27 protein-coding genes are annotated in these 24,301 nt (G+C 44.8%); 5 read left to right on the plus strand and 22 right to left on the minus strand.

Annotated features, from left to right (window positions below):
• Positions 1–47 precede the first annotated feature (47 nt).
• The 10 genes from accB to NSU15_RS21365 all read right to left on the minus strand — a co-directional run bounded on the left by accB (position 48) and on the right by NSU15_RS21365 (position 6,962).
• Positions 48–557, minus strand: a complete 510-nt coding sequence (accB, locus tag NSU15_RS21320) for an acetyl-CoA carboxylase biotin carboxyl carrier protein (RefSeq protein ID WP_042129818.1) — start codon at positions 555–557, stop codon at positions 48–50.
• 147 nt (positions 558–704) lie between these two features.
• Complete coding sequence (locus tag NSU15_RS21325; protein ID WP_339287467.1) at positions 705–1,619, minus strand: SpoIIIAH-like family protein; 915 nt, start codon at positions 1,617–1,619, stop codon at positions 705–707.
• Positions 1,620–1,686: 67 nt separating this feature from the next.
• Positions 1,687–2,328: a stage III sporulation protein AG gene (gene spoIIIAG, locus NSU15_RS21330; protein ID WP_042129823.1), complete on the minus strand. Its 642-nt coding sequence runs from the start codon at positions 2,326–2,328 to the stop codon at positions 1,687–1,689.
• Between the two features lie 41 nt (positions 2,329–2,369).
• Entirely contained in the window at positions 2,370–3,131 is a 762-nt protein-coding gene (spoIIIAF, locus tag NSU15_RS21335; RefSeq protein WP_339287468.1) for a stage III sporulation protein AF, read from the minus strand.
• Between the two features lie 95 nt (positions 3,132–3,226).
• Positions 3,227–4,468, minus strand: coding sequence for a stage III sporulation protein AE (spoIIIAE, locus tag NSU15_RS21340; protein ID WP_076121744.1), 1,242 nt, complete (start codon positions 4,466–4,468; stop codon positions 3,227–3,229).
• 42 nt (positions 4,469–4,510) lie between these two features.
• The gene (gene spoIIIAD / locus NSU15_RS21345) at positions 4,511–4,900 is read right to left on the minus strand and encodes a stage III sporulation protein AD (RefSeq protein WP_042129828.1); all 390 of its coding nucleotides are present in this window, start codon (positions 4,898–4,900) and stop codon (positions 4,511–4,513) included.
• Between the two features lie 7 nt (positions 4,901–4,907).
• On the minus strand, positions 4,908–5,111 hold the full coding sequence (gene spoIIIAC / locus NSU15_RS21350) for a stage III sporulation protein AC (RefSeq protein WP_036682849.1): 204 nt from the start codon (positions 5,109–5,111) through the stop codon (positions 4,908–4,910).
• A gap of 13 nt (positions 5,112–5,124) precedes the next feature.
• Positions 5,125–5,643, minus strand: a complete 519-nt coding sequence (spoIIIAB, locus tag NSU15_RS21355) for a stage III sporulation protein SpoIIIAB (protein WP_042129830.1) — start codon at positions 5,641–5,643, stop codon at positions 5,125–5,127.
• Positions 5,636–6,637 (minus strand): stage III sporulation protein AA, encoded by a 1,002-nt coding sequence (gene spoIIIAA / locus NSU15_RS21360; RefSeq protein WP_076121742.1) that lies wholly within the window; start codon positions 6,635–6,637, stop codon positions 5,636–5,638. The genes spoIIIAB and spoIIIAA overlap by 8 nt, the downstream gene beginning before the upstream one ends.
• Positions 6,638–6,719: 82 nt before the next feature.
• Positions 6,720–6,962, minus strand: a complete 243-nt coding sequence (locus NSU15_RS21365) for a YqhV family protein (RefSeq protein ID WP_042132345.1) — start codon at positions 6,960–6,962, stop codon at positions 6,720–6,722.
• Positions 6,963–7,284: 322 nt separating this feature from the next.
• Here NSU15_RS21365 and NSU15_RS21370 point away from each other — a divergent pair, with 322 nt between their 5' ends.
• Complete coding sequence (locus NSU15_RS21370) at positions 7,285–8,151, plus strand: YitT family protein (protein WP_081390085.1); 867 nt, start codon at positions 7,285–7,287, stop codon at positions 8,149–8,151.
• Positions 8,152–8,247: 96 nt separating this feature from the next.
• Here NSU15_RS21370 and NSU15_RS21375 read toward each other — a convergent pair whose 3' ends face one another.
• Positions 8,248–9,093 carry a hypothetical protein gene (locus NSU15_RS21375; RefSeq protein WP_339287469.1) on the minus strand — a complete coding sequence of 282 codons (846 nt, stop codon included), beginning with the start codon at positions 9,091–9,093 and terminating at the stop codon, positions 8,248–8,250.
• 24 nt (positions 9,094–9,117) lie between these two features.
• On the opposite strand from NSU15_RS21375, the gene NSU15_RS21380 reads away from it, so the two are divergent.
• Positions 9,118–9,543 (plus strand): hypothetical protein, encoded by a 426-nt coding sequence (locus NSU15_RS21380; RefSeq protein WP_076121737.1) that lies wholly within the window; start codon positions 9,118–9,120, stop codon positions 9,541–9,543.
• A gap of 861 nt (positions 9,544–10,404) precedes the next feature.
• On the opposite strand, the gene NSU15_RS21385 is transcribed toward NSU15_RS21380, so the two are convergent.
• The 4 genes from NSU15_RS21385 to NSU15_RS21400 form a co-directional block, all read right to left on the minus strand.
• On the minus strand, positions 10,405–11,658 hold the full coding sequence (locus NSU15_RS21385; RefSeq protein WP_339287470.1) for an aspartate kinase: 1,254 nt from the start codon (positions 11,656–11,658) through the stop codon (positions 10,405–10,407).
• A 317-nt stretch (positions 11,659–11,975) separates the two neighbouring features.
• Positions 11,976–12,533 (minus strand): elongation factor P, encoded by a 558-nt coding sequence (gene efp / locus NSU15_RS21390; protein WP_042129835.1) that lies wholly within the window; start codon positions 12,531–12,533, stop codon positions 11,976–11,978.
• Between the two features lie 47 nt (positions 12,534–12,580).
• Positions 12,581–13,651 (minus strand): Xaa-Pro peptidase family protein, encoded by a 1,071-nt coding sequence (locus tag NSU15_RS21395; protein WP_042129837.1) that lies wholly within the window; start codon positions 13,649–13,651, stop codon positions 12,581–12,583.
• 74 nt (positions 13,652–13,725) lie between these two features.
• Positions 13,726–14,217, minus strand: a complete 492-nt coding sequence (locus NSU15_RS21400; protein WP_339287471.1) for a YqhR family membrane protein — start codon at positions 14,215–14,217, stop codon at positions 13,726–13,728.
• Positions 14,218–14,373: 156 nt separating this feature from the next.
• Between NSU15_RS21400 and NSU15_RS21405 the strand changes: the two genes are divergently transcribed.
• Together NSU15_RS21405 and NSU15_RS21410 are read left to right on the plus strand one after the other, a co-directional pair.
• Positions 14,374–15,372, plus strand: a complete 999-nt coding sequence (locus NSU15_RS21405; RefSeq protein ID WP_042129840.1) for a DUF1385 domain-containing protein — start codon at positions 14,374–14,376, stop codon at positions 15,370–15,372.
• Positions 15,373–15,379: 7 nt separating this feature from the next.
• Entirely contained in the window at positions 15,380–15,721 is a 342-nt protein-coding gene (locus NSU15_RS21410) for a hypothetical protein (protein ID WP_042129842.1), read from the plus strand.
• Positions 15,722–15,803: 82 nt separating this feature from the next.
• Here the strand turns inward: NSU15_RS21410 and NSU15_RS21415 are convergent, their stop codons facing one another.
• The 3 genes from NSU15_RS21415 to mntR form a co-directional block, all read right to left on the minus strand.
• A complete protein-coding gene (locus NSU15_RS21415) occupies positions 15,804–16,733 on the minus strand; it encodes a patatin-like phospholipase family protein (protein WP_339287472.1) in 930 nt (309 codons plus the stop codon).
• Between the two features lie 89 nt (positions 16,734–16,822).
• Entirely contained in the window at positions 16,823–18,472 is a 1,650-nt protein-coding gene (locus tag NSU15_RS21420; RefSeq protein ID WP_339287473.1) for a family 10 glycosylhydrolase, read from the minus strand.
• Positions 18,473–18,777: 305 nt separating this feature from the next.
• On the minus strand, positions 18,778–19,203 hold the full coding sequence (mntR, locus tag NSU15_RS21425) for a transcriptional regulator MntR (RefSeq protein WP_042129847.1): 426 nt from the start codon (positions 19,201–19,203) through the stop codon (positions 18,778–18,780).
• 193 nt (positions 19,204–19,396) lie between these two features.
• Here mntR and splB point away from each other — a divergent pair, with 193 nt between their 5' ends.
• Positions 19,397–20,473, plus strand: a complete 1,077-nt coding sequence (gene splB, locus NSU15_RS21430) for a spore photoproduct lyase (protein WP_076120634.1) — start codon at positions 19,397–19,399, stop codon at positions 20,471–20,473.
• On the opposite strand, the gene NSU15_RS21435 is transcribed toward splB, so the two are convergent.
• The 4 genes from NSU15_RS21435 to NSU15_RS21450 form a co-directional block, all read right to left on the minus strand.
• Positions 20,470–21,183 carry a cytochrome c biogenesis protein CcdA gene (locus NSU15_RS21435; protein WP_042129852.1) on the minus strand — a complete coding sequence of 238 codons (714 nt, stop codon included), beginning with the start codon at positions 21,181–21,183 and terminating at the stop codon, positions 20,470–20,472. The genes splB and NSU15_RS21435 overlap by 4 nt on opposite strands.
• A 94-nt stretch (positions 21,184–21,277) precedes the next feature.
• Entirely contained in the window at positions 21,278–22,081 is an 804-nt protein-coding gene (locus NSU15_RS21440; RefSeq protein ID WP_076120635.1) for a metal ABC transporter permease, read from the minus strand.
• Between the two features lie 376 nt (positions 22,082–22,457).
• Positions 22,458–23,207 carry a metal ABC transporter ATP-binding protein gene (locus NSU15_RS21445; protein WP_042129853.1) on the minus strand — a complete coding sequence of 250 codons (750 nt, stop codon included), beginning with the start codon at positions 23,205–23,207 and terminating at the stop codon, positions 22,458–22,460.
• 34 nt (positions 23,208–23,241) lie between these two features.
• Positions 23,242–24,228, minus strand: coding sequence for a zinc ABC transporter substrate-binding protein (locus NSU15_RS21450; protein WP_249923610.1), 987 nt, complete (start codon positions 24,226–24,228; stop codon positions 23,242–23,244).
• Positions 24,229–24,301: the final 73 nt, after the last annotated feature.

Here is a 24,301-nt window from a genome sequence, read left to right on the forward strand (position 1 = left end):
CTCCCAAAGTTTTGCGAAGCTTCCGCTCCATAAGTAATCTGCGGTATTTATTCCGGTTTAACCAGGAATAGTGGTTGACCGTATTCTACAAGCTGACCATTCTCGGCCAGTACTGACACGATTTCACCTTTAATCTCCGCTTCCAGCTCATTCATCAGCTTCATCGCTTCGATAATGCATACCGTAGTTTTCTCACCAACACGGTCTCCAACATTAACAAACGATGGCATTTCCGGAGAAGCGGCACTATAAAACGTTCCCACCATTGGAGATACAATTTTATGTAGTTTGCCTTCTGCGACGGCTTGTGGCTGCTGCGCTGGAGGAACCTCACTGATTACTGGATAAGGCACTTGCTGCACGCTCTGCGGCTGCGGGGCAGGCGTAAAGGGATAGGCATTATAAGGAGTCGCCTGTACTGCTGTTCCATCAGCTTCAGGGCGATCCGGTTTGCGAATTGCAAGCTTCATTCCTTCGCTTTCGATCTCCAACTCATGTACAGAGGAGGTCTGGTCCAGCAATTTAATTAATTCCTTAATTTCGCTCAACTTGAACATACATTAGTTCACTCCTTCAGCTTTCTCTCGAAGCCACTTCTTAAGCGGACAAGATAACTTTATGTATTATATCATAAACACTAGAAATGGAAAGAGCCCGGGAGAACCCGAGCTCTTTCGTCATTTTTCCTAGAATTTCACATCTTATTATTTCTCGGAAACGTATTGAACACTAACTTTATCCTGAGACACACTCAGTTCTTTCATCACGAGATCAACGATACTAACCGCTTGTTTCACATCCAGCTTGTCACTGAGTACGACTACTTTATAGCTGTCTCCAGCTTCTTCCTTCACGATGGCTTCTCCATATTTTTGTTGGAGCTGCTCTTCGATACCGTTAATTTTAGATTCTTTTTCTTCAAGGTTGAGGAGCTGCTCTTGAGCTACTGCGTTATCGGCAGGCGTCTTCTCCATATCATTAATCAAAGCAAGTAAGTCTTGTTGGCTCTTTAGATTCTTTTGATCACGTTCATACAGGTAGTTATTGAACATGCTGCTCGCCGATACACTTTGTGAAGCTACTTCATCCAAGATTTCTTTATCGTTCTTAGCAGGGGTTTTGGATGTTGTAGTAGCCGCTGTATCCTTAGCTGCCGTATCCTTAGTTACTGTATCCTTAGCTGCTGTGTCCTTAGTTGCTGTGTCAGAAGTTTTACTGGTGTCTTTCGCAGCGGTATCCGTCGAAGCTTTCTCAGCATTACCACTGTCTGTCGCTGCTTTACTGCTGTCATCCTTAACAGCTGTAGTTGTACTGTCATCAGTAGCTGCGGTAGCTGCACTATCGTCAGTGCTCGTAGTGCCGCTGGCGTTATCTACGACGCCTCCATCCGCAACAACGTCGCCTTGATTAACGACTTCATTCACAACGATACCTTTGTCGCCAACCGTTGGTAATGCTGCGTTCGCTGTATCATTTTTCAAAGAATCTACCTGCATTGTCCCAGCTGTGTCTTTCGGAATCGATGCACCTGAATCTTCAGTAAATAAATAATATGCAGAGAGGACCACCATCAAGCTGAGCATAGAAACCAACCATATCGTTTGTCTTTTGCCGTTCATTTCTTATTCCTCCTAAAATTTAATCTAGTGGCTGCTTCGGAAGCACTCACTTACTGACTTTCTCCTGCTATTCTTGTTTGCGTGGTACTACTGAAATCCGCTGAATCGGTACATTCAAGCCTTTCTCAATAGCCTGCTCTATGAGTCCACGGACAACCTTGTTCTCTGCCCCTTTGGCAACTACCAGCACACCACGGACCTGAGGCTTAATCCGCTTCGTCACAATAGGTGTCTCATCGCCCGATTGCGAGTAAGTTACGATTTCGCCATCCCTTGTATATTGTGTCGTGTGACGTTTACCACCACTGGCATCCGTTTCTTCACTAAGTTGCTGGGAGTCGTTCATATTGCGCACCACAACAATTTCTTCTGTCGACTCCACGGTAACCATGATATCGACTGTACCGACACCGACGATTTTCTCCAAAATCTCCTTCATTCGATTCTCCATCGCCAGTTCAATGCTGTCGAACGAATTGGATGTTGTTGGATCACTCTGAACCAGCGCCGTTTGGGAGGACTGATTCAGCGGCGGCTCACGCCCTGTATTCTCGTTATCAATCTTCTTCACATTGACGAAGGAATTAAACAGCATTATCGCTGCGCCCAGCAGGCCTAAGATGATTAGCCAGCGAAAAGTATGGCTTCTCTTCGGACTGCCAGCCCCGCCCCCAGCCCATTGCTCCAGCTTTTTCAGCCAATTGCCCACGCCTTATCCCTCCTAAAATTGTTAGTTTAGAAGCTGCAGACTCATAACTTGACGTTATTCACAATGCCGCCATCCACTTGGATTACTTTGGGATCCAAATCCCATTTTTGTTCCAATAGCTTTACGATGGATTCCGTTTCACTTGAAGTTTTGTTATCTTCTGATACATTTCCGTTTACTGCTTTGGGTTCATCTGCTGATGCTGATCCATTCTCTGGATTTGCACCGATTTTCACTTCAACAGGCTCTACTGGAGCGATTGCAATTGGTGGAGCAGCCGCTGCGCTGGAAGTTCCGGAAGCCCCTATGGGATTACCTGTCGCCGGGGACATTGAGACCTTCACTGCGGAGATAACAGGAATATCCTCGTTACCAGAACCGCCGGATTTCGCCATACCGAGCGTTACAGCGACGTTAACCCCACGTTTGCCGGTCTCGCTGATAATTTGCTCCCTCATTTGTTCAGCAACCTCTTCTGCCGCCAGCTTTAGGCTCTGATCCTGACGCCCCTGCGCAAGCTTTTGCCCGTCAGCCAGAATCTTTTCCAAAGAAGGATCTCCGCTTCCCCCTCCTGTGAACAAGCCTCCCTCTTTCTCCTGCCGCCCCATGGCTATACTCAGCTCGGCTATTGCGTCACCTTTAAGGAGAGAAACGATTGGGCTAAGCATGGTAAGTAGGATCAGGAGGCTCAGCACCAGCCTCGCATAACGCTCCATAGATTTACTCGGAAGGAGCAACTCAACGAACGATGCTAACAATACGACAAGAATGATCTCCCGCAGCCATCCTCCTAACCAGCTCATCTTTTCCTCCTTAAAGTTTTGTCAGCATAACCTTTAGTGAAATCACTTCGTACAAAACTCTCTTCGAAAGCACCCGCTAGGTTTTGTCAGCATAGTCACCTCATCATGACAGTTAAATTTCCTGCGGTTAGCATGATCGTGACGGCCATAAAAAACATTAACGATACGGCTGCCAAAGCTGCGAATACGTACACCATGCTTTTTCCGATCGTCTGTAAGCAGACCACAATCGGCGTCTCTCCTAATGGCTGCATTACAGCAGCAGCAACATTGTAGATCAGAGCAAGCACCAGGATTTTGATCGCTGGAAAAGCACATAAGAACAAAATGATAATGACACCGGATAGCCCAATGGCGTTCTTCACTAGAAGTGAAGCGGAGATCACTGTGTCTGTGGCATCTGCGAACATTTTTCCGATGACCGGAACAAAGTTGCCTGTGATATATTTAGCGGCCCGAATCGTAACACCATCTGTCACTGAGCTCGTAATTCCCCTGACTGAAATCACACCGAGGAACACAGTGAGCAGTACGCCTAGCAATCCAGCCCCGATATTTCTTAGCAGATTCGCCAATTGAGTCAACTTATATTTCTCCGACAATGCACTTACGAGATGAAGCACAGCAGAGAAGAATAATAGTGGAAAGACAATGGTGTGAATCAGAGTACCTACGGTATGAATCATAAAAACAATCAGTGGATGTGTGACCGAGACAGTAACGATGTTCCCCATCGAAGCCAGCAAAGCGAACAACAGCGGAATCATGGCCATCATAAAATCAATCATCCGGTCGATAGCATCCTTCGCATAACCGATAGCAACATTGAAGCTGTTCACGGCAATCACTAGCACCACCATATAACAGAGCGTATAAGCCACCTTGCTGACCGTTTTTCGCTCAAAAGCGGTTTGCAGCGTCTCCAGTATCATGCTGAGCACACTGACCATGACAATCGTGACCAGCAGCCTCCCGTTGTACAGCACCTCATGCCACATAAAGCCAAGAAGTCCTGATAACACACTCTGCAAGCTGAGTCCCTTATCCCCCGGAAGCAGCATGTCCATAAGCGAAGGTGTTGCCCCGTCTGGAAAAAAACCTCCGTAATCCTTCATCAGTTGATCCCAGTACGACTCCACCTTATCCGTTGGCAAATTGCTCACCTGACCCTTGACCCACTGGTCTACTGGGGAGGAATTCCCTGATCCAGGTGCTGGAGTTGCTGGAGAAGCTATGGCCACCTGAGCTGTACCTGCAAACCATAGAATGAAGAGAAAGGGGAGCAGCAGCAGTATTATTTTTAATTTTGGAGGACGAAAAACACTGCGCTCTTGCATAACTTCTCCTCCCTAATCGTTGCTTGGCTTAATTCAATCGCTTTAAGCAGGTAGCAGCTTCATGACCGTTTCAATAATGATGCTGATAATAGGTACAGCTAGTACCATAATCAGGACTTTTCCGGCGAGTTCTATTTTGGAAGCAATTGATTCCTGCCCTGCATCGCGCACGATCTGTGCTCCAAATTCAGCGATATAAGAAATCCCTATGATTTTGAACACGGTCTTTAAATAGATCATTTCCATCCCCGATGACTCTGCCACCCGCTCCAGTGTGGACAGAATCATTCCAATCTTGCCGATTAGAAACAGAAAGATCAGAATCCCAGTGGCAGTAGCGAGAAGGAAGGCGAACATCGGTTTTTGTTCCTTCAGTACGAGAATCAATATGGTCGATATCAGCCCTATTCCAACAACTTGAATGATCTCCATAGCACGCCTATTGAAAAAGAAAGATCGTTTTTATTTCCTGCAGCAGTCCGTCCAGCATTCGGATAACCATAAATAGCACGACGACGAACCCGATCACGGTGACCCAATGTGCGAAATCTTCTTTTCCCATCTGTTTAAGCACCGTGTGTATCATGGCGATAATTATGCCAATGCCGGCAATTTGAAAAATCGCATTGACTTCAATATTCATTCCTGGCACCTCGCTAAAAGATCAAAATGACGATCAATGCTCCAAGCAGCAGACCCAGGCTTTTACTCAACTTTTCATATTTGCCTTGATCCTCTCTGGCCACCGACTCCTCCTGCTTCAATTGCTGCAATGCTAACGCGATATGAGTGCTCTGGTTCGACCTATCGCTTGTGCCGAGAGTACAGCTGAGCTGGCGGAAAATCTCTTTTTCTGTCCCCTTCATTGCGGTAGTCTTCCAATGCGTATCCATAGCCCTCTGGATGGCATCCTGGGCACTTCGGTCATGGGGTGGGCTCATCTCTTCAGCTGTTTTAACAAACAACGTCTTGAGCGGCTCCTTAGACTGAATCCCAATACGCCGCATAGCTTCAGGCAATGGGGTAAAGCCGTACATAATTTCTGTCTCTAGCCGCTGTAGCGCTGCTATTAAACCTCTAATATGTCTTGGCCTGTCTGCATATTGTCTTGCAAATTGGAGCCCTGCCAGCGTACCTGCCAGCACAATTAGCACGGCACCGAATAGCTTAAGCATGTAAATCACCGCCTAATCGATCCCCGGGAGAGATAAGCAGCAATCCGCGTTTCTGCCCATCCAGAATACGAAAGGTGAGCCCCGCTTCTGAACGATGCAGAATGACGTATCTCTCGAACATCTTTTGTTCCAATAGACCCCCTAGTCCCGGTCTACGAGCCAGTTCTATTACCTCTTTGCCGTGAGCCGAAGCAACGACTGATATTCCAGCATGCAGCGCTTCGGTTACCGCATCGGCGTCTTCAGGACGACCAATCTCATCCGCGATCAATACATCCGGTGACAAGGACCGAATCATCATCATCATGCCTTCTGCTTTGGGACAACCATCGAGAATATCTGTACGCGGACCGACATCAAAGGCGGGAATTCCGCGTCTGCTTCCGGCAATCTCAGAACGTTCATCGACAATCCCCACCTTCAAACCGGGTCTTCCGCCTTCACGCTTCCCCAAATCTCCTAAAGAGATTTGTCTTGCGATATCGCGAAGAAGTGTTGTCTTACCGTGCTGTGGGGGCGAGAGAATCAAAGTGTGCATCATTCGCTGCCTCCCCTTGTCCAGCAGATAAGGGAGCACCTTATCCGCGATACCGGGAACCTCACGGGCTATGCGGACATTGAAGCTTGTAATGTCTCTTAGGTGCTCAACACCCCCATCACTCAACACCGTCCGACCAGCAAGTCCTATTCGATGGCCGCCCGGAATCGTAATAAATCCCTTTCTCAGCTCTTCTTCCATCGTATATAGTGAATGGTTGCTGATCAGATCTAGCAGTCTATGACTGTCCTCCCGATCCGGCCTATAGGCTTCTTCCGGTCTTTGTGTTAAGCTGCCATTTGCTCTAAGAAAGTGATATTTACCTGAATAGTTAATCTCCAGCGGACGACCTTCACGGACCCGAATCTCTTCCACCATTCCAAGTAGCGGAAGGGGAAGGCACTTTAACAGTGCTCTTACTTTTTCAGGAAACAATTGCAGCCAATCATCTACCATACAAAGTACCCCCAAGTTGTCCTCTATCTAATTGCTTTATTCCATATTTATGCTTGTACGCGCTCAATATGCCTATCATCTATCATTTTTTTAGAATCCCGATTAAGAGAAAGGCTACACCGCAGCCCACCCAGCCCAGTTTGCTCCAGGACAACTGCTGAGCCATTCCTGTAAGTCCGATCGCTGTCGTCAATATCAAGATCGTTGGTCCTACCAAAGCCAGTCCAGAATTGACTGCGAGTGCCTTATCTACTTGATTCAATCGCAGCATAATTAGCGCAGCTATAATCTCCGCACTACCTGAGAACATTCGAAGAATTGCCATCCAACTTACATACTTGTCCAATCCACTCCACTCCTAACTTTTACAAATTCAAACCAAATGATATCGAGGGCTTGTTTGTCTTTCTCTTATCCATGGATATGCGATAATTACTCACTTTAGACAAGGAGAAATGACAGATTTGCAAGTCCCGCTGTGAAAGAGTTCATAGTACGCCCCTATATAAATAAATATAATCAGTACGATAAAATTATTTTTTACGAACACTTCCATCTGTGGTATCCTTGTTAATTGGAAATATAGTGGGTTTATATTTTCAAAAAGAGCAGACTATAAAGACATTAGAAAAGAGGGGATTTGTGTCATGCAAGTTCGAAGTTACGGGTTATCGCCATCTATGCGTACCGTAGTCAGACCACTTAAGGAAGTAGCTATTATTATTTTTTCAGCCTTTTTAATTGCAAGCGGGATGCGATTGTTTCTAATTCCTCATCAGCTTTTGAGCGGTGGGGTAGCAGGGGTTGCCTCGGTCGTCGGTTATTTAACGGATCCGAAGTACATCTCCAAGCTTTATTTTGTAATAAACCTTCCTTTAATTGTCTGGGGATTTATTGCAGTGGGAAAAAAATACATCTTACTCAGCTTGCTTTCTGTCGTGGCTACAACCTGGTTCATAACCATTATTCCTGAGGTGCAGTTGACCAAAGACCCCATTCTGGCAAGTATTTTCGGCGGGGTAATTATTGCTGGCGGTGTTGGTTTTTCTCTCCGTACAGGGGGCTCTTCCGGGGGATTTGATATATTAGGCTCGATTATTTCACGTAAACGGGATATTCCGATGGGGAATATTATGTTCTTAATGGATGGTATGGTTATTCTGAGCTTAGGCTTCTTTAAAAGCTGGGACTCCGCTTTGTACGCTATGCTCTGTATTTTTGTGAAGAGTAGAGTAGTCGATATGATCCATATTCGCCATGTGAAACTGACCTGCTTCATCGTTACTAAAGAACGGGAGAAGATGTTAAATCGTCTTAGAGAGTTGCCCCATGGCATCACTGTCGTCGATGCAGAAGGTGGATACAGTCATGAAGGAAATACCATGCTTATGACGGTAACGACTCGATATGAGCTTGCTGAGCTGCGAAAGACTATAATTAATACGGACCCAAGTGCTTTCGTTAATGTACTAGAAACTGTTGAGATTCAGGGCAGATTCAGACGATTAGGTTAATTTCAGGGACTTACCTCCCATGTTGGTATATAAATGAAAAGGAACGCTGCAGATTAAATGCAGCGTTCCTTTTCATTTATATAGGTTGCTATTTGTTTATTTTTTGCTAGCGGAAATATACCAGTCGTTCACTTCCTTAGTAATTTCATCACCGCCAGATTTCTTCCAGTTGGCCACCATCGTATCGAATTCTTCGATAGGGGATTGGCCATAAATGATCTTGGAGTACGTTTGAAGTACCAATTTCTTCAACAGCTCATTTTTGGATTTCATGGTTTCGGTCAGAGGCCCTTGGAAGTAATTCTTCATACGAATATCCTTCTGCTCCAAGACGATCTTCATGGCTTCAATATTCTCCGGTTTACGAACCGCAGCCGTTGCAATCTCATACGGTGTTTCAGGCGTACCACCGTTTGCCAGTTTATTCATCGTCTCTGCGTACAATCCCGGCTCACGAGCACCGTCAAAAGTAAGAGAGTAGTAGATCGGTTCAACTAAATGTGTCCGGTCGCCATAGCCTGGGAATAGATCCGGATATTTCGCTGGGTCCTTAACTACAGTACCATCTGCTTGCTTGGCATAATCATAACCTTCAGCAAAACCATTTTCGAAAATGCCGCCCTTTTGCGGATTTGCCCAGTTATCGAATAAGAAGTTATAATAACGCAGCAATGCTTCTTGATGCTTCGAATCCTTATTGATCAGCATCCATCCGTTAACAGACGGGTTACCACTTTGTGTACCAATTTTGCCATCAGGACCTGCAGGAATAGCATAAGCTTTGTATTTTGCACCAGGTACGTTGTTCAGCAGATCCCCAAACGGCCAGTCAGGAAGCCAGTTGCGGCCTACAATTGCACCGGCTTGACCTTTAGTGAATTGTTCGTAACCACCATTTTCATCGACTAGACCTGCATCTTTAGTGATATAACCTTTTTCCATCCACGTCTTTAGTGTAGAAAGTGCTTGCTTCGCACCTGGATCGATCGAACCGTAGCTTACTTTGCCATTGCCTCTTCCATTTCTTCTCTTATTCATCGCACCAAAAAATGGCTGGCCGACACGATCGGTGAAGATTTCTACACCGTTACTAGCGGTCAGCCTATGCAAACAGTAGATGAGCTGCGCAACTGGAGTGAACGTGTCATCGCCAGCTACCGTCGCTCGGTCAGCAGTGTAGAGAAGGATTCCCGAAACTCGATTATCCGCAAGGTCCAGGAATACATAGCGCAGAACCCAGGTACAGCTTCGCTACAGACTATCTCTTCAAGTGTGTATCTAAATCCTTCATACCTCTCGAAAATTTACAAACTTGAGACTGGTGAAGGAATTAATGAATATACGCTTCGTGTTCGTATGAGAAAGCAATCACTTTACTTACCAACCGTATAGCCTTTATTTGGATGAAATAAGCACATATATTAGGTACGGACCGTATTGCACTTATTCCCTAATAACAAGTCCATCCCGGGTGAATCAGGACGAATAACTGCACTGGCTCGTTTATGTTACCGGCGGCACATTTGTATTCGGTTTTTCGAATACATTTAGATCGTTTACGTTACCAGCGGCACATTGTATTCGGTTTTCCGCATACATTTGGCTCGTTTATGTTACCTGTGGCACATTGTATTCGATTTTTCGCATACATTTGGCTCGTTTACGCTACCGACGGCACATTGTATTCGATTTTTCGCATACATTTGGCTCGTTTACCTTACCGGCGGCACATTGTATTCGATTTTTCGCATACATTTGGCTCGTTTACGTTACCGGTGGCACATTGTATTCGATTTTTCGCATACACATTTGGCTCGTTTACGTTACCAGCGGCACATTGTATTCGGTTTTTCGCATACATTTGGCTCGTTTATGTTACCGGCGGCACATTGTATTCGATTATTCGCATACATTTGGCTCGTTTACGTTACCAGCGGCACATTGTATTCGGTTTTTCGCATACATTTGGCTCGTTTACGTTACCGGCGGCACATTGTATTCGATTTTTCGCATACATTTGTCCTTAGGCTCGGCTAAAACATGCATTTCGGAGGATATAAGGTCCGCTCGGTTTTTAGAATCTGACGGTTGACTCCTCGTTTATTCCATGTCTCCTGCTTCTTCACGTTCACCCCTCCTTCCTCTTTCTTCGGAGTTATCCACATTTTTTTGTATTGTATAATTTCCTAAACAATAAAAAAGATGCTTACAGCCATTTAGCTGTAAGCATCTTTTTTATTTCCCCAGTAGCTCTTATCGGCGATCCTTAGGACCTCCGACGAAAGCCTGCTCTGTTGTATCGAGATTGTAGGCGGTATGCAGCGCCTGAATGATTGAAGGCAAATTGCCAGATTCAATGACGCAAGAAACTTTGATCTCAGACGTACTTACCATCTTGATGCTCACACCCTCTTGGGAGAGTACATCAAACATTTGAGCCGCAACCCCTGGATGGCTGACCATACCCGCACCAACGATGGACACCTTTACCAGGTTATCCTCAGACGTAACTTCACGGTAAGGCAACGTTTTATGAATTTGCTTAATTACTTCTTTCGCACGATCCAGCTCATCAAGAGAGACCGTAAATGAGAAGTCAGCCTGCTCATTTTGTACACCGCTTTGTACAATAATGTCAACGTTAACGCCCTCTTCAGCCAATTTGCCGAAGACTTGAGCAAGCACGCCCGGAACATCAGGCACTCCTAGAATACTTACACGTGCTACGTTCTTGTCATACGCAATACCACTTACTACGACTCCTTGCTCCATGCTTGCTTCCTCCTTCACAACGGTACCTTCATTATGATTAAAGCTCGATCTGACGACCAGCTTAACTTGATGACGCTTAGCGTACTCCACTGCACGTGGATGTAGTACAGCTGCTCCCAGATTGGCAAGCTCTAGCATTTCATCGTAAGAAATTTCCTTCAGCTTACGCGCTGTCTTCACGATACGTGGATCTGTGGAATAGATACCATCGACATCGGTATAAATCTCGCATACGTCTGCTTCAATCGCAGCAGCCAATGCTACAGCTGTTGTGTCCGAACCTCCACGTCCTAATGTGGTGATCTCACCTTCCACAGTCATTCCCTGAAAGCCTGCAACGATCACGATCTGTTCACGTTCCAAAGAGGCTAATACACGACGTGGGTCAATTTCATTGATACGAGCTCTGCCGTGAGTTTCGTCTGTCCGGAATCCGGCCTGCCATCCTGTATAAGAAACTGCATTCCGCCCGATCCCATGCAGGGCAATGGATAATAGAGCGACGGAGATTTGTTCACCTGTCGTCATCAACATATCCATTTCACGCGCGGGCGGCTGCCCGTTTAATTGCTTCGCCGTATCGATCAAATCATCTGTTGTATCCCCCATTGCAGATACAACCACAACGCAGCGATGTCCCTCATCTTGCTTGTCTGCGATGCGCTTAGCGACGCGTTTCATACGTTCAGTGTCGCCGACGGAGCTGCCTCCGAATTTCATAACATAAAGTGACAAAGTCCCATTCACTCCCCATATCGGTCTATGTAGTTGCTTCTAATCGGTTTCCCGCTTTAAATCAGTATAATACGAAAACAGTGCCTTGCGTTAATGGTTTCACAAAAAAATTATTAATTTCCATACTGGATTCAAAAAAGATAAGATCGCCATCGATCTTTAGTCTGGCCTTATTTTACTCATCTTCCAATATTTTAATGCGAGCTTGTTCGACAAACAAGAACCCTAACACCATCGTCCATTCCTTTACATTAAAAAACCTCCACCGTATAAACGGGGAGGTTATTATAATCATATCTAAGTTATTATTCTGCTGCCTACGCGCGGGAGATATATTTACCTTCACGAGTATCAATGAGCAGGATATCTTCTTCGTTGATAAACAATGGAACCTGTACGCTATGACCAGTTTCAAGCTTGGCCGATTTCGTAGCACCTTGAGCCGTGTTTCCTTTAACGCCAGGCTCAGTTTCAACAACCTTCAACTCTACGCTGGTAGGAAGATTGATTCCGAGAATCTCGCCTTTGTAACTAACGATGTTTACAGTCATGTTCTCTTTAAGGAAATTCAATTCCCATTCCAATTGCTTTTCAGACAATTCGAATTGGTCATAAGTTTCGTTATCCATGAATACATGGTCCGATCCGCTTGCATATAGATATTGTACGCCACGGTTTTCGATAATAGCACGGCCAATTGTTTCACCTGCACGGAATGTGCGCTCTACTGTATTACCGTTACGCAAGTTCTTAAGCTTGGAGCGAACGAATGCTGCGCCTTTACCTGGCTTAACGTGTTGGAAATCAATAACGGTAAAAATATCTCCTTCTACCTCTACGGTCAAACCTGTCTTAAAATCATTTACTGAAATCACTAAAAATCCCTCCAAAATTCATAATTAATCTAATACATCCCGCTTACTTACAGTACTGTATATTCTTTAGACGAATGGGTCAGCAACGAAATTCCGCTCTCCGTGATCACAATGTCGTCTTCAATACGTACTCCGCCAATTCCTGGCAAATAGATACCAGGCTCTACAGTTACGACCATCCCCGGCTGCATAACATCGTCACTAAGTTTGGACAAACGCGGCCACTCATGAACTTCCATTCCAAGTCCATGACCCGTGCTGTGTCCAAATTGTTCACCATATCCGTAGCTAGCAATGATATCACGTGCCAAGGCATCGCATTCCCGTCCAGTCATACCCGGTTTGATATGTGCTAACGTATGTAGCTGAGCTTCCAGCACAATATCATAAATCTCTTTCAGCTTCGGATCCGGCGCTCCGAGTGCGATGGTTCTTGTCACATCTGAGCAATAGCCATCAAGTAATGCACCGAAATCAAGGGTAATGAATTCATTGCCTTGAATTACACGGCTGCTTGCTACTCCGTGTGGCATGGACGAACGTTCGCCTGAAGCAACAATCGTATCAAACGATGAAGAAGTTGCACCATGGGTACGCATATAAAATTCCATTTCCAAATCAACATCGCGTTCAGTCATGCCCGGCTTGATCACGTTCAGAATATGACTGAATGTAGCATCGGCCAGATCTGCTGCACGTTGCATAACGGCAAGCTCTTCCTCATCCTTGAACATACGAAGGTCTTCCACGGCCTTGGAAACTGGGACTAACACTGCCGGCTTAAGTGCTTCTGCATATGAGGTGTACGCGCTGAATGAAACATCATCCTGTTCGAAACCGATACGTACTTCTTTACCAGAAGGCAGAAGCTCGCGTACTGTATCAATGAACTTAGTTGCATGTTCTACAACTTTTACCCCCACTGCTTGGTCCGCGGCCTGTGTCATATACCTGAAGTCAGTCAGCAGATAACAATCATCACTTGTCACCAGTACATAACCGGACGATCCGGTAAATCCACTTAAATAGCGGCGGTTATAACCGCTAGTTATCAACATTGCTTCCAATCCTTGATCCTGCAAAACCTTACGCAGCTTGGAGACACGCTTGTTACCCATTTTCATTCTCCTCTCGAAATAGCCACATTGTATTTTAACATAGGGATATCCCCTTGAGAAGTTTTTTCGCGCCGTTAGGCAAGCGCTGTACTTTGCTCACGCTTCCGTTCGTCCGTATACTCGATCGCTGCTGTATATCCAATGAACATTCCCCATAGTAGAAAAATGCAGAACTCACTAATGACCGTGTTCCACGGCAGCTTGAATGGGGGCTGCATAAGAAACAATTGAGAACCAGGAATAAATATAACCGCCCACCAAAAAATGCCGTAGACCAGCCCTGGCCAAGGTCCCTTCAGCTTGCGCAGAAGCAGTACATACAGTATGGACGCGATCACCGAAAATACGATAAAAAACATGTATCCCACGAAATGTCCGAACGCAGTTGTCAAAAACTCATGTTTATAAAAAGGCTCTGCGATAAAACCAGGACTGACTTTGGTAAAACTGAACCAATAGGTAAGCCAGTGAAGCCCTCCCCAAATCAATCCAGAAAAAAAACCTAATTCGAGTGCAAAAAGCCAAATATTTGTATGCCCCGATTGTTGTTGATGAGATTTGCTCATGAAATTGCCTCGCTTTCTTTATTTTCAATACTGAATTATCTCTCGCTCTCTCTAGAAGATAGTATGTACAGCAAAAGGCGATCCAACTAGTAATGTCATCAAAAATTAGTTACAATGTATTATATAAATCATATTAAATACGAGAAGGTGAATTGGTTGTCCCAGGAAACTCCCAGTTACGGCGGCCAAGCCGTCATTGAAGGTGTCATGTTCGGCGGTAAGCATATCAATGTAACAGCCGTACGACGCAAGAATCAGGAAATCACATTTTTAGAGGTACCCAAAACAGATAAGAGCTGGGTCACGAAACTGCGCAAGATTCCGCTGCTTCGCGGCCTTGTCAGTATTATAGATGCCAGCGCTAAAGGCTCTAAGCACTTGAACTATTCAGCAGAATCCTACGCCGAAGATGAATTGGAACCGGAAGATCTGGAGAAGGAAAAAGCAAAGCCGAAGAAAAAGGATGAGGGCTGGAGCTTAGGAATGATTTTTGGCGTAGCAGTAATGGGTATTCTCTCCTTCTTGTTCGGAAAGCTCATTTTTACGCTCGTACCGGTATTTGTAGAGGATTTTTTATTTAAAAATGTATTTGATAACTACGTACTGCACAACCTCATAGAAGGCGGCATCAAAATGGTTCTCTTGCTGGTCTATTTATGGGCGATTTCTCAAACACCTGTGATCAAGCGACTGTTCCAGTATCACGGTGCAGAACACAAAGTCATCAGTGCCTTTGAAGCAGGCGAAGAACTGACTGTTCAGAACGTTCAGAAATACAGCCGTCTGCATTACCGCTGCGGAAGTAGCTTTATGATGCTTACGATTATCCTCGGGGTGATTATTTACTCCGTAGTGCCATGGGATAATCTTTGGGAACGTGTAATCCAGCGGATTATCTTGTTGCCAGTCGTAATTGGTGTATCGTTTGAAGTACTGAAGGGTACCAATGCAGTAAGAGAAGTGCCAGGTCTTAAATATCTGGGTTACCCTGGATTGTGGCTGCAGCTCCTTACAACCAAAGAGCCAAAAGACGATCAGGTAGAAGTATCTATCGCCTCTTTCAACCGTATGCGTGAGCTTGATGCTGCGATTGAAGCAAGAGGGTATACGGAGGAAAGTATGTCCGGTGGCATATTGGATCCTGCGAAAGGATGAGTGATCTATGATCAGGCATGCTTTAATTTTTTGGATTACGGTTACGCTTGCGATTTTCGGTTTTGTGATTGGAGTGTTGACTGCCCCTTTCTTTACGCTGTCGAAGCTGATTCTCCCATTAGTACTGCTCACGATCATTTATTATGCTTACAAGAAAATGGGACCAGGGAAATATGCTCGAAGCAGTAATGGATCTAAGGTTAAAGTGAAGCCTTCTCAGAAGACCATGTCAAAGGTAGCAGGAATTCGCAAGAATCAAGCTGCACCAGGCAAACGCAAAAGCTATCCTTTCCAAGTGATCGAAGGAAGTAAAGGAAAAAATGACGATCAGCTTCCTAAGTATCACTAACTTCATACCAACTCAAAAAAGCATCTCCACGTTTTTAAGTAACGTGCGGGATGCTTTTTTTCTATACGTCGATGCTCGCTCGTTATCTTGGTCGCCACTCCTTAAAGAAATCCTCCCCTGCTTTAAGTCCAGCAGCATACAATTCATCGCTTTGCGCTTTTGTAATTTGAAACTGAGTCGTCCCAATCCCAAGCGTAGGAATTTTTACCGTGCGAACAAATTTATCCCCTTCAATAAACTTCTCATCATGAGCAGAGAGCATGGTAGTTACCATAGCTTGGAGCATACTGAATGGCCCGTTGATTTTATGCGGCTGCGGATCCGTCTTACCTACCGTTTGATAACCTACCGTAGGAATTTTATTCCCTGGTTGTTTGCTACCGTTATTCTTGCCGTCAAATAGCCACAATGGGAAATTACTCAAGAGCCCACCATCCACAACATACACAAATTGCTGAGTAAAGGATTTCCCTCTTGCTGCTTGCCCATTAAGTCTTAGCATGACCGGATCAAAAAAATAAGGAATGCTGCAGCTCATTCGCACTGCCTTAGCCACTTCAAAATGCTCCGGAGAGATCCCATACTGCTCCAAGCCATCTGGCAAGACTAATATCCTTCCATTTGTGATATCGGATGCGATGATGGATAATTTACCGGCAGGCAGATCACGGAAGGTGATGATTCCCTTTTTCAGTAATAATGCTCTTACCCAGGACTCCAGGGCTTCCCCAGAATATAATCCTTTCTTCAATAACACTCGAAGCGCAGGACCAACGATAGCAGTATTGTAAACGGGACCTCGCTTCAGAAACGATGAAAAGGATGTTCCTTGGATGATTCGACACATTTCCTCCCCTTCATAGCCCGCTGCTAGTAAAGCGGCTACAATCGAACCTGAGGAGGTTCCTGCTACTCTTTTAAAAGTCCAGCCTGCCCTTTCTGTAGCTTCCACTGCTCCTGCGAGGGAAATTCCTTTTACGCCTCCTCCTTCAAAAACTGCGTTAATCTCCATACACAAAAATCCCCCGTTTCCATAGATTCTATTGCTTATCTATGAGCACGGGGGAACATTCATGACACCTTATAAATAACAGTTACCTATTAGGACTTAAAATAAAAGGTCAATAAGCTCGACAATCCGAACGGATTGCGGACTACGACGTCATTCGCTCTGAACATAATACTACCTGCAACCTCTTCATACTTCTCATTATATTTGAGCTGATTAATAATTTGATCTCCACTTTGCCATTCTGCCTTTTGATCACTGGCTCCGACCTTATAACCAGCTAACCCGATGTAGAGTTTAACATTCGTATTCTCTACTTCTTTTACCCACCAATCTACTAACTTGTCATAACGCGCTGTGCTAAAGGACAGACTCCAATAAATTTGCGGAGCGACATAATCAATCCAGCCCTGCTTAATCCATGTCCGAACATCCGCATACATGCTGTCATAAGCAGTTACCCCTGCACTAGTGTCCGAACCTGTACTATCATTTTTAATATTCCGCCATACTCCAAAAGGACTGATTCCATAAGAAGCCTTAGGTTTTACCTTATGAATCTGTTCTCCCAACTGACGGACAAATTCATTAATATTATCTCGGCGCCAATCAGCTTTAGAAAGCTTTTTCGAATTATAGGTAGAATAAGCAGCATCATCGGCAAAAGTAACATTGGAAGGATAAAAGTAATCATCCAAATGGACACCGTCGATATCGTAACCTTTAACCACTTCCATCACCGTGTCGATGATATGCTCACGAGCCTCCGGAATACCTGGATTAATGTATTTCTTACCATCGGCATTCACAATCCATTCTGGATGTTCTTTTGCCACATGGTTACTTGCTATCGTTGAGGTGGAAGCATCCGTCGTTGCACGGAATGGGTTGAACCAAGCATGAAACTGCATGCCGCGGGAATGCGCAGCACTGACCATATAGCTTAGAGGATCATATCCCGGATTCTTCCCTTGTGTACCCGTCAATACCTTAGACCAAGGAACTAAAGTCGATGGATACAGACTGTCTGCTGAAGGTCTAACCTGCACAAACACAGCATTAAAGCCAACGGCTTTTAGCTTGTCTAACAAATTATCAAACTCCTGCTTTTGCTTCGCTTCGTTTCCTGCCGAAGACGTTGAAGGCCAGTCCAGATTGAATACGGTGGAAATCCAAGCCCCCTTCATTTCCTTACTAGTCGATCCACCAGGGATAGTGGGTATCGTTGGCACCGTTGGTACTGTTGGTGTTATTGGTGTCGTTGGTGTCGTTGGTGTTCCTGGATCGACAGATTGTGGGGGTTCCGTGTTGGAGAACAAGGAGATATGCTTATTCACCTGATGCCATAACACCTGCAGTCCCAATTGCTCACTTACAAAACGAATCGGTACCATTACCCGCCCCTGCTTAATCTGCACAGATGTATCCAGCGCTACTGAGGCATCGTTTACCAAAGCATTTTTCTTGCCGCTCGTTAGCTTAAGGACCGTCTCCCCTAGAGTGATCGTTACAGTCTTATTCATTTGATTCCATACTACGCCGGCATTTAATCCATTACTGATCACACTAATGGGCACCATCGTTACATTGGAGGTTGTGATATACGGGGGCACATCACTTACCAGAGCTTCTCCATCCAGTTCAATGGTAATTTGCACCGCTGCCGCGCGTGCACCAGGTGACCATAAAGGCAGAAACAACATAAGTACTAACAAGCTCAACATCCATTTACGATAATTCATAATTCCTCCCCAAATCTAAAAAATATGTATCTAAAAAAAAGAAAAAACGGATAGATCCTTCATGCAAATGAGAGAATGCCTCCTTGAAAAAAGGGGGTCTCTGTCTTTGCAAAAAATATAAGAGGTACCGAATGAAACTCATACCCTCTTATATTTTTAAAAAGGACTGTATCCGTTTTGACGCTAAAAACTGGGAAAGGTTGCACTAAACAAAATAGAAACGGCTATACTATCCACTGATTATGCTCACGAAAGCCTTGCTGCGCATAACTTTTAGGACAGTATCCGTTTCGGGAAAAAACATTTTAGGAATCACTTGTCAGTTCATTGTGAATCGCATATAACGTCTGTATACGTTCTTCGTCACGCCGGAAATATTCTACCAATGTTTCAATACGAGTAATCGAATCCCAACTTAAGTGATGCTCGATTCCTTCAACATCATTATAAATGTATTCCTGCTGTACTCCGATCAATCCGAGGAATTCCTCCAGTAGTTGATGACGATCAACTAGCCGTTTTCCTACTTTTTTCCCTTTGTTGGTTAGGACAAGCCCACGATATTTCTCATAGATGAGATATTCGTCCTTATCCAGTTTTTGGATCATCTTGGTCACAGAGGAGGGGTGTACTTCCAGTCCCTCGGCAATATCCGAGACCCGCGCATAACCTTTCTCATCTATGAGCTTGTATATGCGCTCCAAATAATCCTCCATGCTGGGTGTTGGCATTAAACTTTACCTCTTTTCTATAATGAGCATGGCGCCGGGCCAAACCTTGCTCTAACAATGATACATGTTTCTAACGCACCTTGGCAAGTCCTTCAAAGGAACTTACAGATGAGTTGCACATGTTTACCATGCTTCTGTTGGGGCTGAGTTAGACATAATAAACATACTCGTCATTCCAAAGGAGCGTGAAAGTATGACTATAGTGACGCCAGAGTCCGCTACTGTAAAAAGATCCAGAAAACCAACTGCACTTTTTCTTCCAGAGCTCGTTTTCTTTGAGCCGAATGCTTTAAATTACCCTAAAGGTGAAAAAATTATGGAATGGGTAAAAGCTAACGATATCCCCTATCGTATGACTACATCACATAATCGTATTATGAATTTCCCCGGTGAAACTGAGGTCGAGCAATACAAAATTGCCAAAAGAACGCTTGTTGTCGGCCTACGCAAAACTTTGAAGTTTGACCAATCCAAACCATCGGCTGATTATGCTATTCCGATCGCCACCGGCTGTATGGGGCACTGCCATTATTGCTATTTGCAGACCACCTTAGGGGCAAAGCCTTACATTCGCGTATATGTAAACACAGGAGACATTATTGATGCTGCCAAAACATATATCGAGGAGCGCAGTCCAGAAATCACGACTTTTGAAGCTGCCTGTACTTCAGATCCGGTTGGACTAGAGCATATCACAGGTTCTCTGGCAGAACTAATTACATTTATGGCAAAAGAACCCCTTGGCCGTCTGCGCTTTGTGACCAAATACCAACATGTTGAACCACTGCTTGCTTTAGAACATAACGGACATACCCGAATTCGCTTCAGCGTCAACGCAGATTATGTAATCAAAAATTTCGAGCCTGCCACCTCCCGCTTTGAGGAGCGTATTGAAGCCGCTGGCAAGATAGCACGGGCCGGTTATCCGCTTGGGTTTATCATTGCTCCAATTATTTGGTATGACGGCTGGCAAGAAGGCTACGCTGAGCTACTGGCCAAATTAGCCCAGACCCTCCCCCCTGAAGTTGGAAAGGGATTAACCTTCGAAATGATTCAGCATCGATTCACCAAAACCGCTAAGACGGTAATTGAGAAGCGCTACCCCAAATCCAAGCTTGAGATGGACATGGAGAAGCGTAAGAAGAAATGGGGCCGCTGGGGACAAAATAAATATGTCTATCCTGACGAACAGCAAACCGCCCTGCGAGAGTTTATCACAGAGCGGATATTCGAACATTTTCCAGAAGCAGGGATTGATTATTTCACCTAAAAAATGAGCCAATCCGGTGTGATTCCCTGCAGCCACACTGTGATCCGGAACATTTGATCTGTAAAGAGCAGAACGCCCATAAATACCATGAGAACGCCGCCAATCTTCATCAGCACATTTGAATATTTAAGGATACGTCTGGCTCCGCCAAGAAAGAAGGCCAAGACAAAGAATGGCAATGCGAAACCGATGCTGTAAGCCGTAATTAACGTAAACCACGTGCCGGGCTCACTGGCGGAAAGTGCGATAATTGCGGTCAGAATCGGTCCGATACATGGAGACCAGCCCGCTGAAAAACCGATCCCAAAAATAAAGGATCCCACATAACCCGCCGGCTTCCATTTTAAATCAAGCTTACGTTCACGAAGTAGAAATTGCGGCTGAAAGATCCCAAGCAGAAATAATCCCATCACAATAATCAGAATCGCCGATAATTGCCGGATCAGATCACGTTGTCCATTAAAGAATTGTCCGAATAGTCCTGCACCAAATCCCAGTGTGTAAAAAACCGCTGAAAAACCTAAAATAAATGCCAATGTATGGGTTATTGTGCGTATTCGGACCTCTTTGGTATTGCTGCCTGACTTCAATTGCTGAACGGATAATCCGGTAATATACGATAAATAAGAGGGATAAAGCGGTAAACAGCAAGGTGAAATAAACGATGCTACCCCTGCTGCTAAGGCTATTCCTGCATTGATATTAGACAAGGTAGCGGCTCTCCTTCCAGCATTCGAGTCACTTCAGGGAAATAGTGTAGCTCCTTCATTTAAAAAAATGCATACCCTATATTTTATTCGCTGTTTATGCTGGCAAACCCTTTTTGCCGATCAAGGTCAATACTAATAGTGATATGAGTAAAAGCACAATGGTAGCACCAGGTGCCAGATTCCATACTCCTGCAACTACTAGTCCGCCTACAACAGCAATTTCTGAAATAATGACCGATAGGATAACCGAGGATTTAAAGCTTCGTGACAGCAATAAGCTTATGGCCACCGGAATGGTTAGTAGAGCAGATACTAGCAACGACCCGACAATTTTGATCGCTGTGCTGATTACAAGCGCCGTCAGAATAGTGATCAGCATGTTGAGCAGCTTCACAGGCAGCCCGCTGACACTCGCAGCATCCTCTTCAAAGCTAAGCAGGAAGAATTCCTTAAAGAACATCGTAACTACTACTACAACAGCTATCGTTACGATCCCTACTACGATTAAATCGGTATTGTCTAGCGTATAAATGCTACCGAACAAGTAACTCATAACATCAGCATTATAACCTTTTCCCAGGGTGAAAAAGAGTGAGGCTAAAGCCACCCCGCCCGACATAATTATCGCAATCGATAGCTCCGCGTAACTCTTATATGCCTTGCGAAGCTTCTCTATTGCAAAGGAAGCCACCACTGCAAAAATAAGACCTGCTCCTAGCGGGTAGAATCCTGTTAAAAAACCAAGTGCCACACCGGCTATCGTAACGTGAGCCAGTGTATCTCCAATCATAGATAAACGTCTAAGCACAAGAAAAACGCCTATAAGCGGCGCTGTGATACCTATCAGCAGACCGCCTGCAAGCGCCCGCTGAAAAAAATCGCTAAATAGAATCTCCAACTTTAACTCTCCTTCTTTTGGTACCTTTTCGAACCATTCGAGCATTTATAAACCTTATATCCTCTAAAACCTTAGATCCTAAATATATTATCAAATCTTTTTTCGATCCCTCCCAAACCCTCCCTTCCAAGGGAGGGCCCCAAGGGCTCTGCCCTCTGGACACCCGTTCAGTGCAACTAGCGTAGGAGTTGGGAATACCGAACATAGATAGGTCGGGGAAAGATCGCTTTCGCCCCTTACGGGGCACGCTTGTACTTAGGTGGTATCTAGATACGGAAAAATTAGAATTAACCAGAATGAGAAACCCCTGACTTCCGCACACTCTATGTATAACTCTAACCACAGACAAAACTGCGATTCAGAGTTTAACTATGACCTAAGAGAGCGTGTGCTGCAGGTTCTCTTCCGTACAATTCTGCAAATCATGAGAGTGACGGGAGAAAAAGTTAATCTTACCGTTCGTTTGCACAGGTTCATTCCCTAAGTAATTTTTAATCATGTCGATATCATGCGACACCATCAGGAATGTCATATGATGATGGGCATGCATATGTGTAATTAGATCAAAGAATCCTGCTTGGGATTCAGCGTCAATACCGACTGTAGGCTCATCCAAAATTAAGAGATCCGGATGGTTGATCAGCGCACGCGCGAGAAATACACGCTGCTGCTGGCCGCCTGACAGCTGCCCTACTCTTTTCTCCGCAATGTCCTGTATCCGCATCACTTCCAGCGCATCTTCGCACTGGCGGTGCTGAGCCTTAGATACTCTACGTATAAGATTCTTGTTGTTGTATAAACCAGATAGCACTACTTCACGCACCGTTGCTGGAAACAGCGGGTTGAAGGCATTCTTTTGTGGAACATAACCAATCCGTTCCCAGTCTTTAAACTTGCGGACAGGTGTTCCGAATAATTTAATTTCACCACTGCTAGCCGGAAGCAAACCGACGATCATCTTCATCAGTGTTGTTTTACCAGCGCCATTAGACCCAATGATACCAAGGAAGTCTCGTTCTCTTACACTATAGTTAAGATTCGAGATCACCTTCTGTTCGCCATATGAAAAAGAAAGATCCTGTATATCGATGATATGCTGATGGCAGTCCAAGGATACCGATTGCATGCTTAAGCACCGCCTTTTCCTTATACTTTCCTTATTATTGTAAAGCCATAATCAGATTTTGCAAATTTTTCTCCATTAATGTGAAGTAGTTATCCCCGTTCTTTTCTTGCTCTGCAGTAAGACCCTCTACTGGATTAAGAACCATAGTAGACACTCCGGCTTCAGCTGCTAACGTCTTAGCCAGTTTATCGGAGACAAGCTCTTCAAAAAAGATGTACTTGATGTCTTCGTCTTTAACCAACTTCGCCAGATTCACCAAATCTTGACCTCTTGGCTCTGCGTCAGGTGATAATCCCATGATCGCATGCTGTTCAAGACCATAATCACGCGCAAGGTATGAGAATGCTTGATGCGAAACTACGATTTCATGGTTAGGCAGCTTGGTAAGCTCCTGCTCAAATTTACTATCCAAAGCCTGTAAACGTTCAGCAAGCTTATTGTAACGCTCTTCATAACCATCTTTATGCTCCGGATCTACAGACTGGAGACTGTCTTTAATATTGCGGGCCATGATGATCGCTGATTTCGGGCTAACCCAGGTATGCGGGTCTGTATGAAGGCTGTCCCCAGAATGGCTATTATGATCAGCATCATCTTCATGATGATCCTCTTCACTGCTGCCCCCGTGATCATGTCCGTCATCTTCATCAGTCATTATTAAATCAATCCCTTTACTTACTTCAACGGCTTCCACCTTGCTGCTGCTGTCAAGCCCTTTTAGAAAATTAGGAACCCATCCCTCAAGCCCTGCTCCGTTATACAGGAACAATTGCGCCTTAGAGGTGTTAACAATATCCTGACTGCGCGGCGTCCAATCATGCGGCTCTACACCAACCGGAAGCAAATTAATGGCATTTATATCATCTCCACCAATTTCCCGAGTAAACTCATAAATAGGATAAAAAGTAGTTACAACATTTACTTTCCCTTCAACTATACTTCCACTGCTCTTAGGTCCACATGCAGTGAGTGTAAATACAAGCACCAGTGCAAGAATGAGCAGACTTATTCGTGACTTCATAGCAACCATTAAATTGATCTCCCTCTCAAATCGTAATCTTTACTATTAGAAGTATAATAGTAATCATTACGAT

The organism is Paenibacillus sp. FSL E2-0201, from assembly GCF_037963325.1.
Lineage (GTDB): Bacteria > Bacillota > Bacilli > Paenibacillales > Paenibacillaceae > Paenibacillus_AQ.

What these genes read in the sequence shown, in the direction of transcription:
- accB (WP_042129818.1), bottom strand. Translation starts at nt 557, where the DNA reads ATGTTCAAGTTGAGCGAAATTAAGGAATTAATTAAATTGCTGGACCAG.
- NSU15_RS21325 (WP_339287467.1), bottom strand. Translation starts at nt 1,619, where the DNA reads ATGAACGGCAAAAGACAAACGATATGGTTGGTTTCTATGCTCAGCTTG.
- spoIIIAF (WP_339287468.1), bottom strand. Translation starts at nt 3,131, where the DNA reads ATGAGCTGGTTAGGAGGATGGCTGCGGGAGATCATTCTTGTCGTATTG.
- spoIIIAE (WP_076121744.1), bottom strand. Translation starts at nt 4,468, where the DNA reads ATGCAAGAGCGCAGTGTTTTTCGTCCTCCAAAATTAAAAATAATACTG.
- spoIIIAD (WP_042129828.1), bottom strand. Translation starts at nt 4,900, where the DNA reads ATGGAGATCATTCAAGTTGTTGGAATAGGGCTGATATCGACCATATTG.
- spoIIIAC (WP_036682849.1), bottom strand. Translation starts at nt 5,111, where the DNA reads ATGAATATTGAAGTCAATGCGATTTTTCAAATTGCCGGCATTGGCATA.
- spoIIIAB (WP_042129830.1), bottom strand. Translation starts at nt 5,643, where the DNA reads ATGCTTAAGCTATTCGGTGCCGTGCTAATTGTGCTGGCAGGTACGCTG.
- spoIIIAA (WP_076121742.1), bottom strand. Translation starts at nt 6,637, where the DNA reads ATGGTAGATGATTGGCTGCAATTGTTTCCTGAAAAAGTAAGAGCACTG.
- NSU15_RS21365 (WP_042132345.1), bottom strand. Translation starts at nt 6,962, where the DNA reads ATGGCAATTCTTCGAATGTTCTCAGGTAGTGCGGAGATTATAGCTGCG.
- NSU15_RS21370 (WP_081390085.1), top strand. Translation starts at nt 7,285, where the DNA reads ATGCAAGTTCGAAGTTACGGGTTATCGCCATCTATGCGTACCGTAGTC.
- NSU15_RS21375 (WP_339287469.1), bottom strand. Translation starts at nt 9,093, where the DNA reads ATGGAAAAAGGTTATATCACTAAAGATGCAGGTCTAGTCGATGAAAAT.
- NSU15_RS21395 (WP_042129837.1), bottom strand. Translation starts at nt 13,651, where the DNA reads ATGGGTAACAAGCGTGTCTCCAAGCTGCGTAAGGTTTTGCAGGATCAA.
- NSU15_RS21400 (WP_339287471.1), bottom strand. Translation starts at nt 14,217, where the DNA reads ATGAGCAAATCTCATCAACAACAATCGGGGCATACAAATATTTGGCTT.
- NSU15_RS21410 (WP_042129842.1), top strand. Translation starts at nt 15,380, where the DNA reads ATGATCAGGCATGCTTTAATTTTTTGGATTACGGTTACGCTTGCGATT.
- NSU15_RS21415 (WP_339287472.1), bottom strand. Translation starts at nt 16,733, where the DNA reads ATGGAGATTAACGCAGTTTTTGAAGGAGGAGGCGTAAAAGGAATTTCC.
- NSU15_RS21420 (WP_339287473.1), bottom strand. Translation starts at nt 18,472, where the DNA reads ATGAATTATCGTAAATGGATGTTGAGCTTGTTAGTACTTATGTTGTTT.
- mntR (WP_042129847.1), bottom strand. Translation starts at nt 19,203, where the DNA reads ATGCCAACACCCAGCATGGAGGATTATTTGGAGCGCATATACAAGCTC.
- splB (WP_076120634.1), top strand. Translation starts at nt 19,397, where the DNA reads ATGACTATAGTGACGCCAGAGTCCGCTACTGTAAAAAGATCCAGAAAA.
- NSU15_RS21445 (WP_042129853.1), bottom strand. Translation starts at nt 23,207, where the DNA reads ATGCAATCGGTATCCTTGGACTGCCATCAGCATATCATCGATATACAG.
- NSU15_RS21450 (WP_249923610.1), bottom strand. Translation starts at nt 24,228, where the DNA reads ATGAAGTCACGAATAAGTCTGCTCATTCTTGCACTGGTGCTTGTATTT.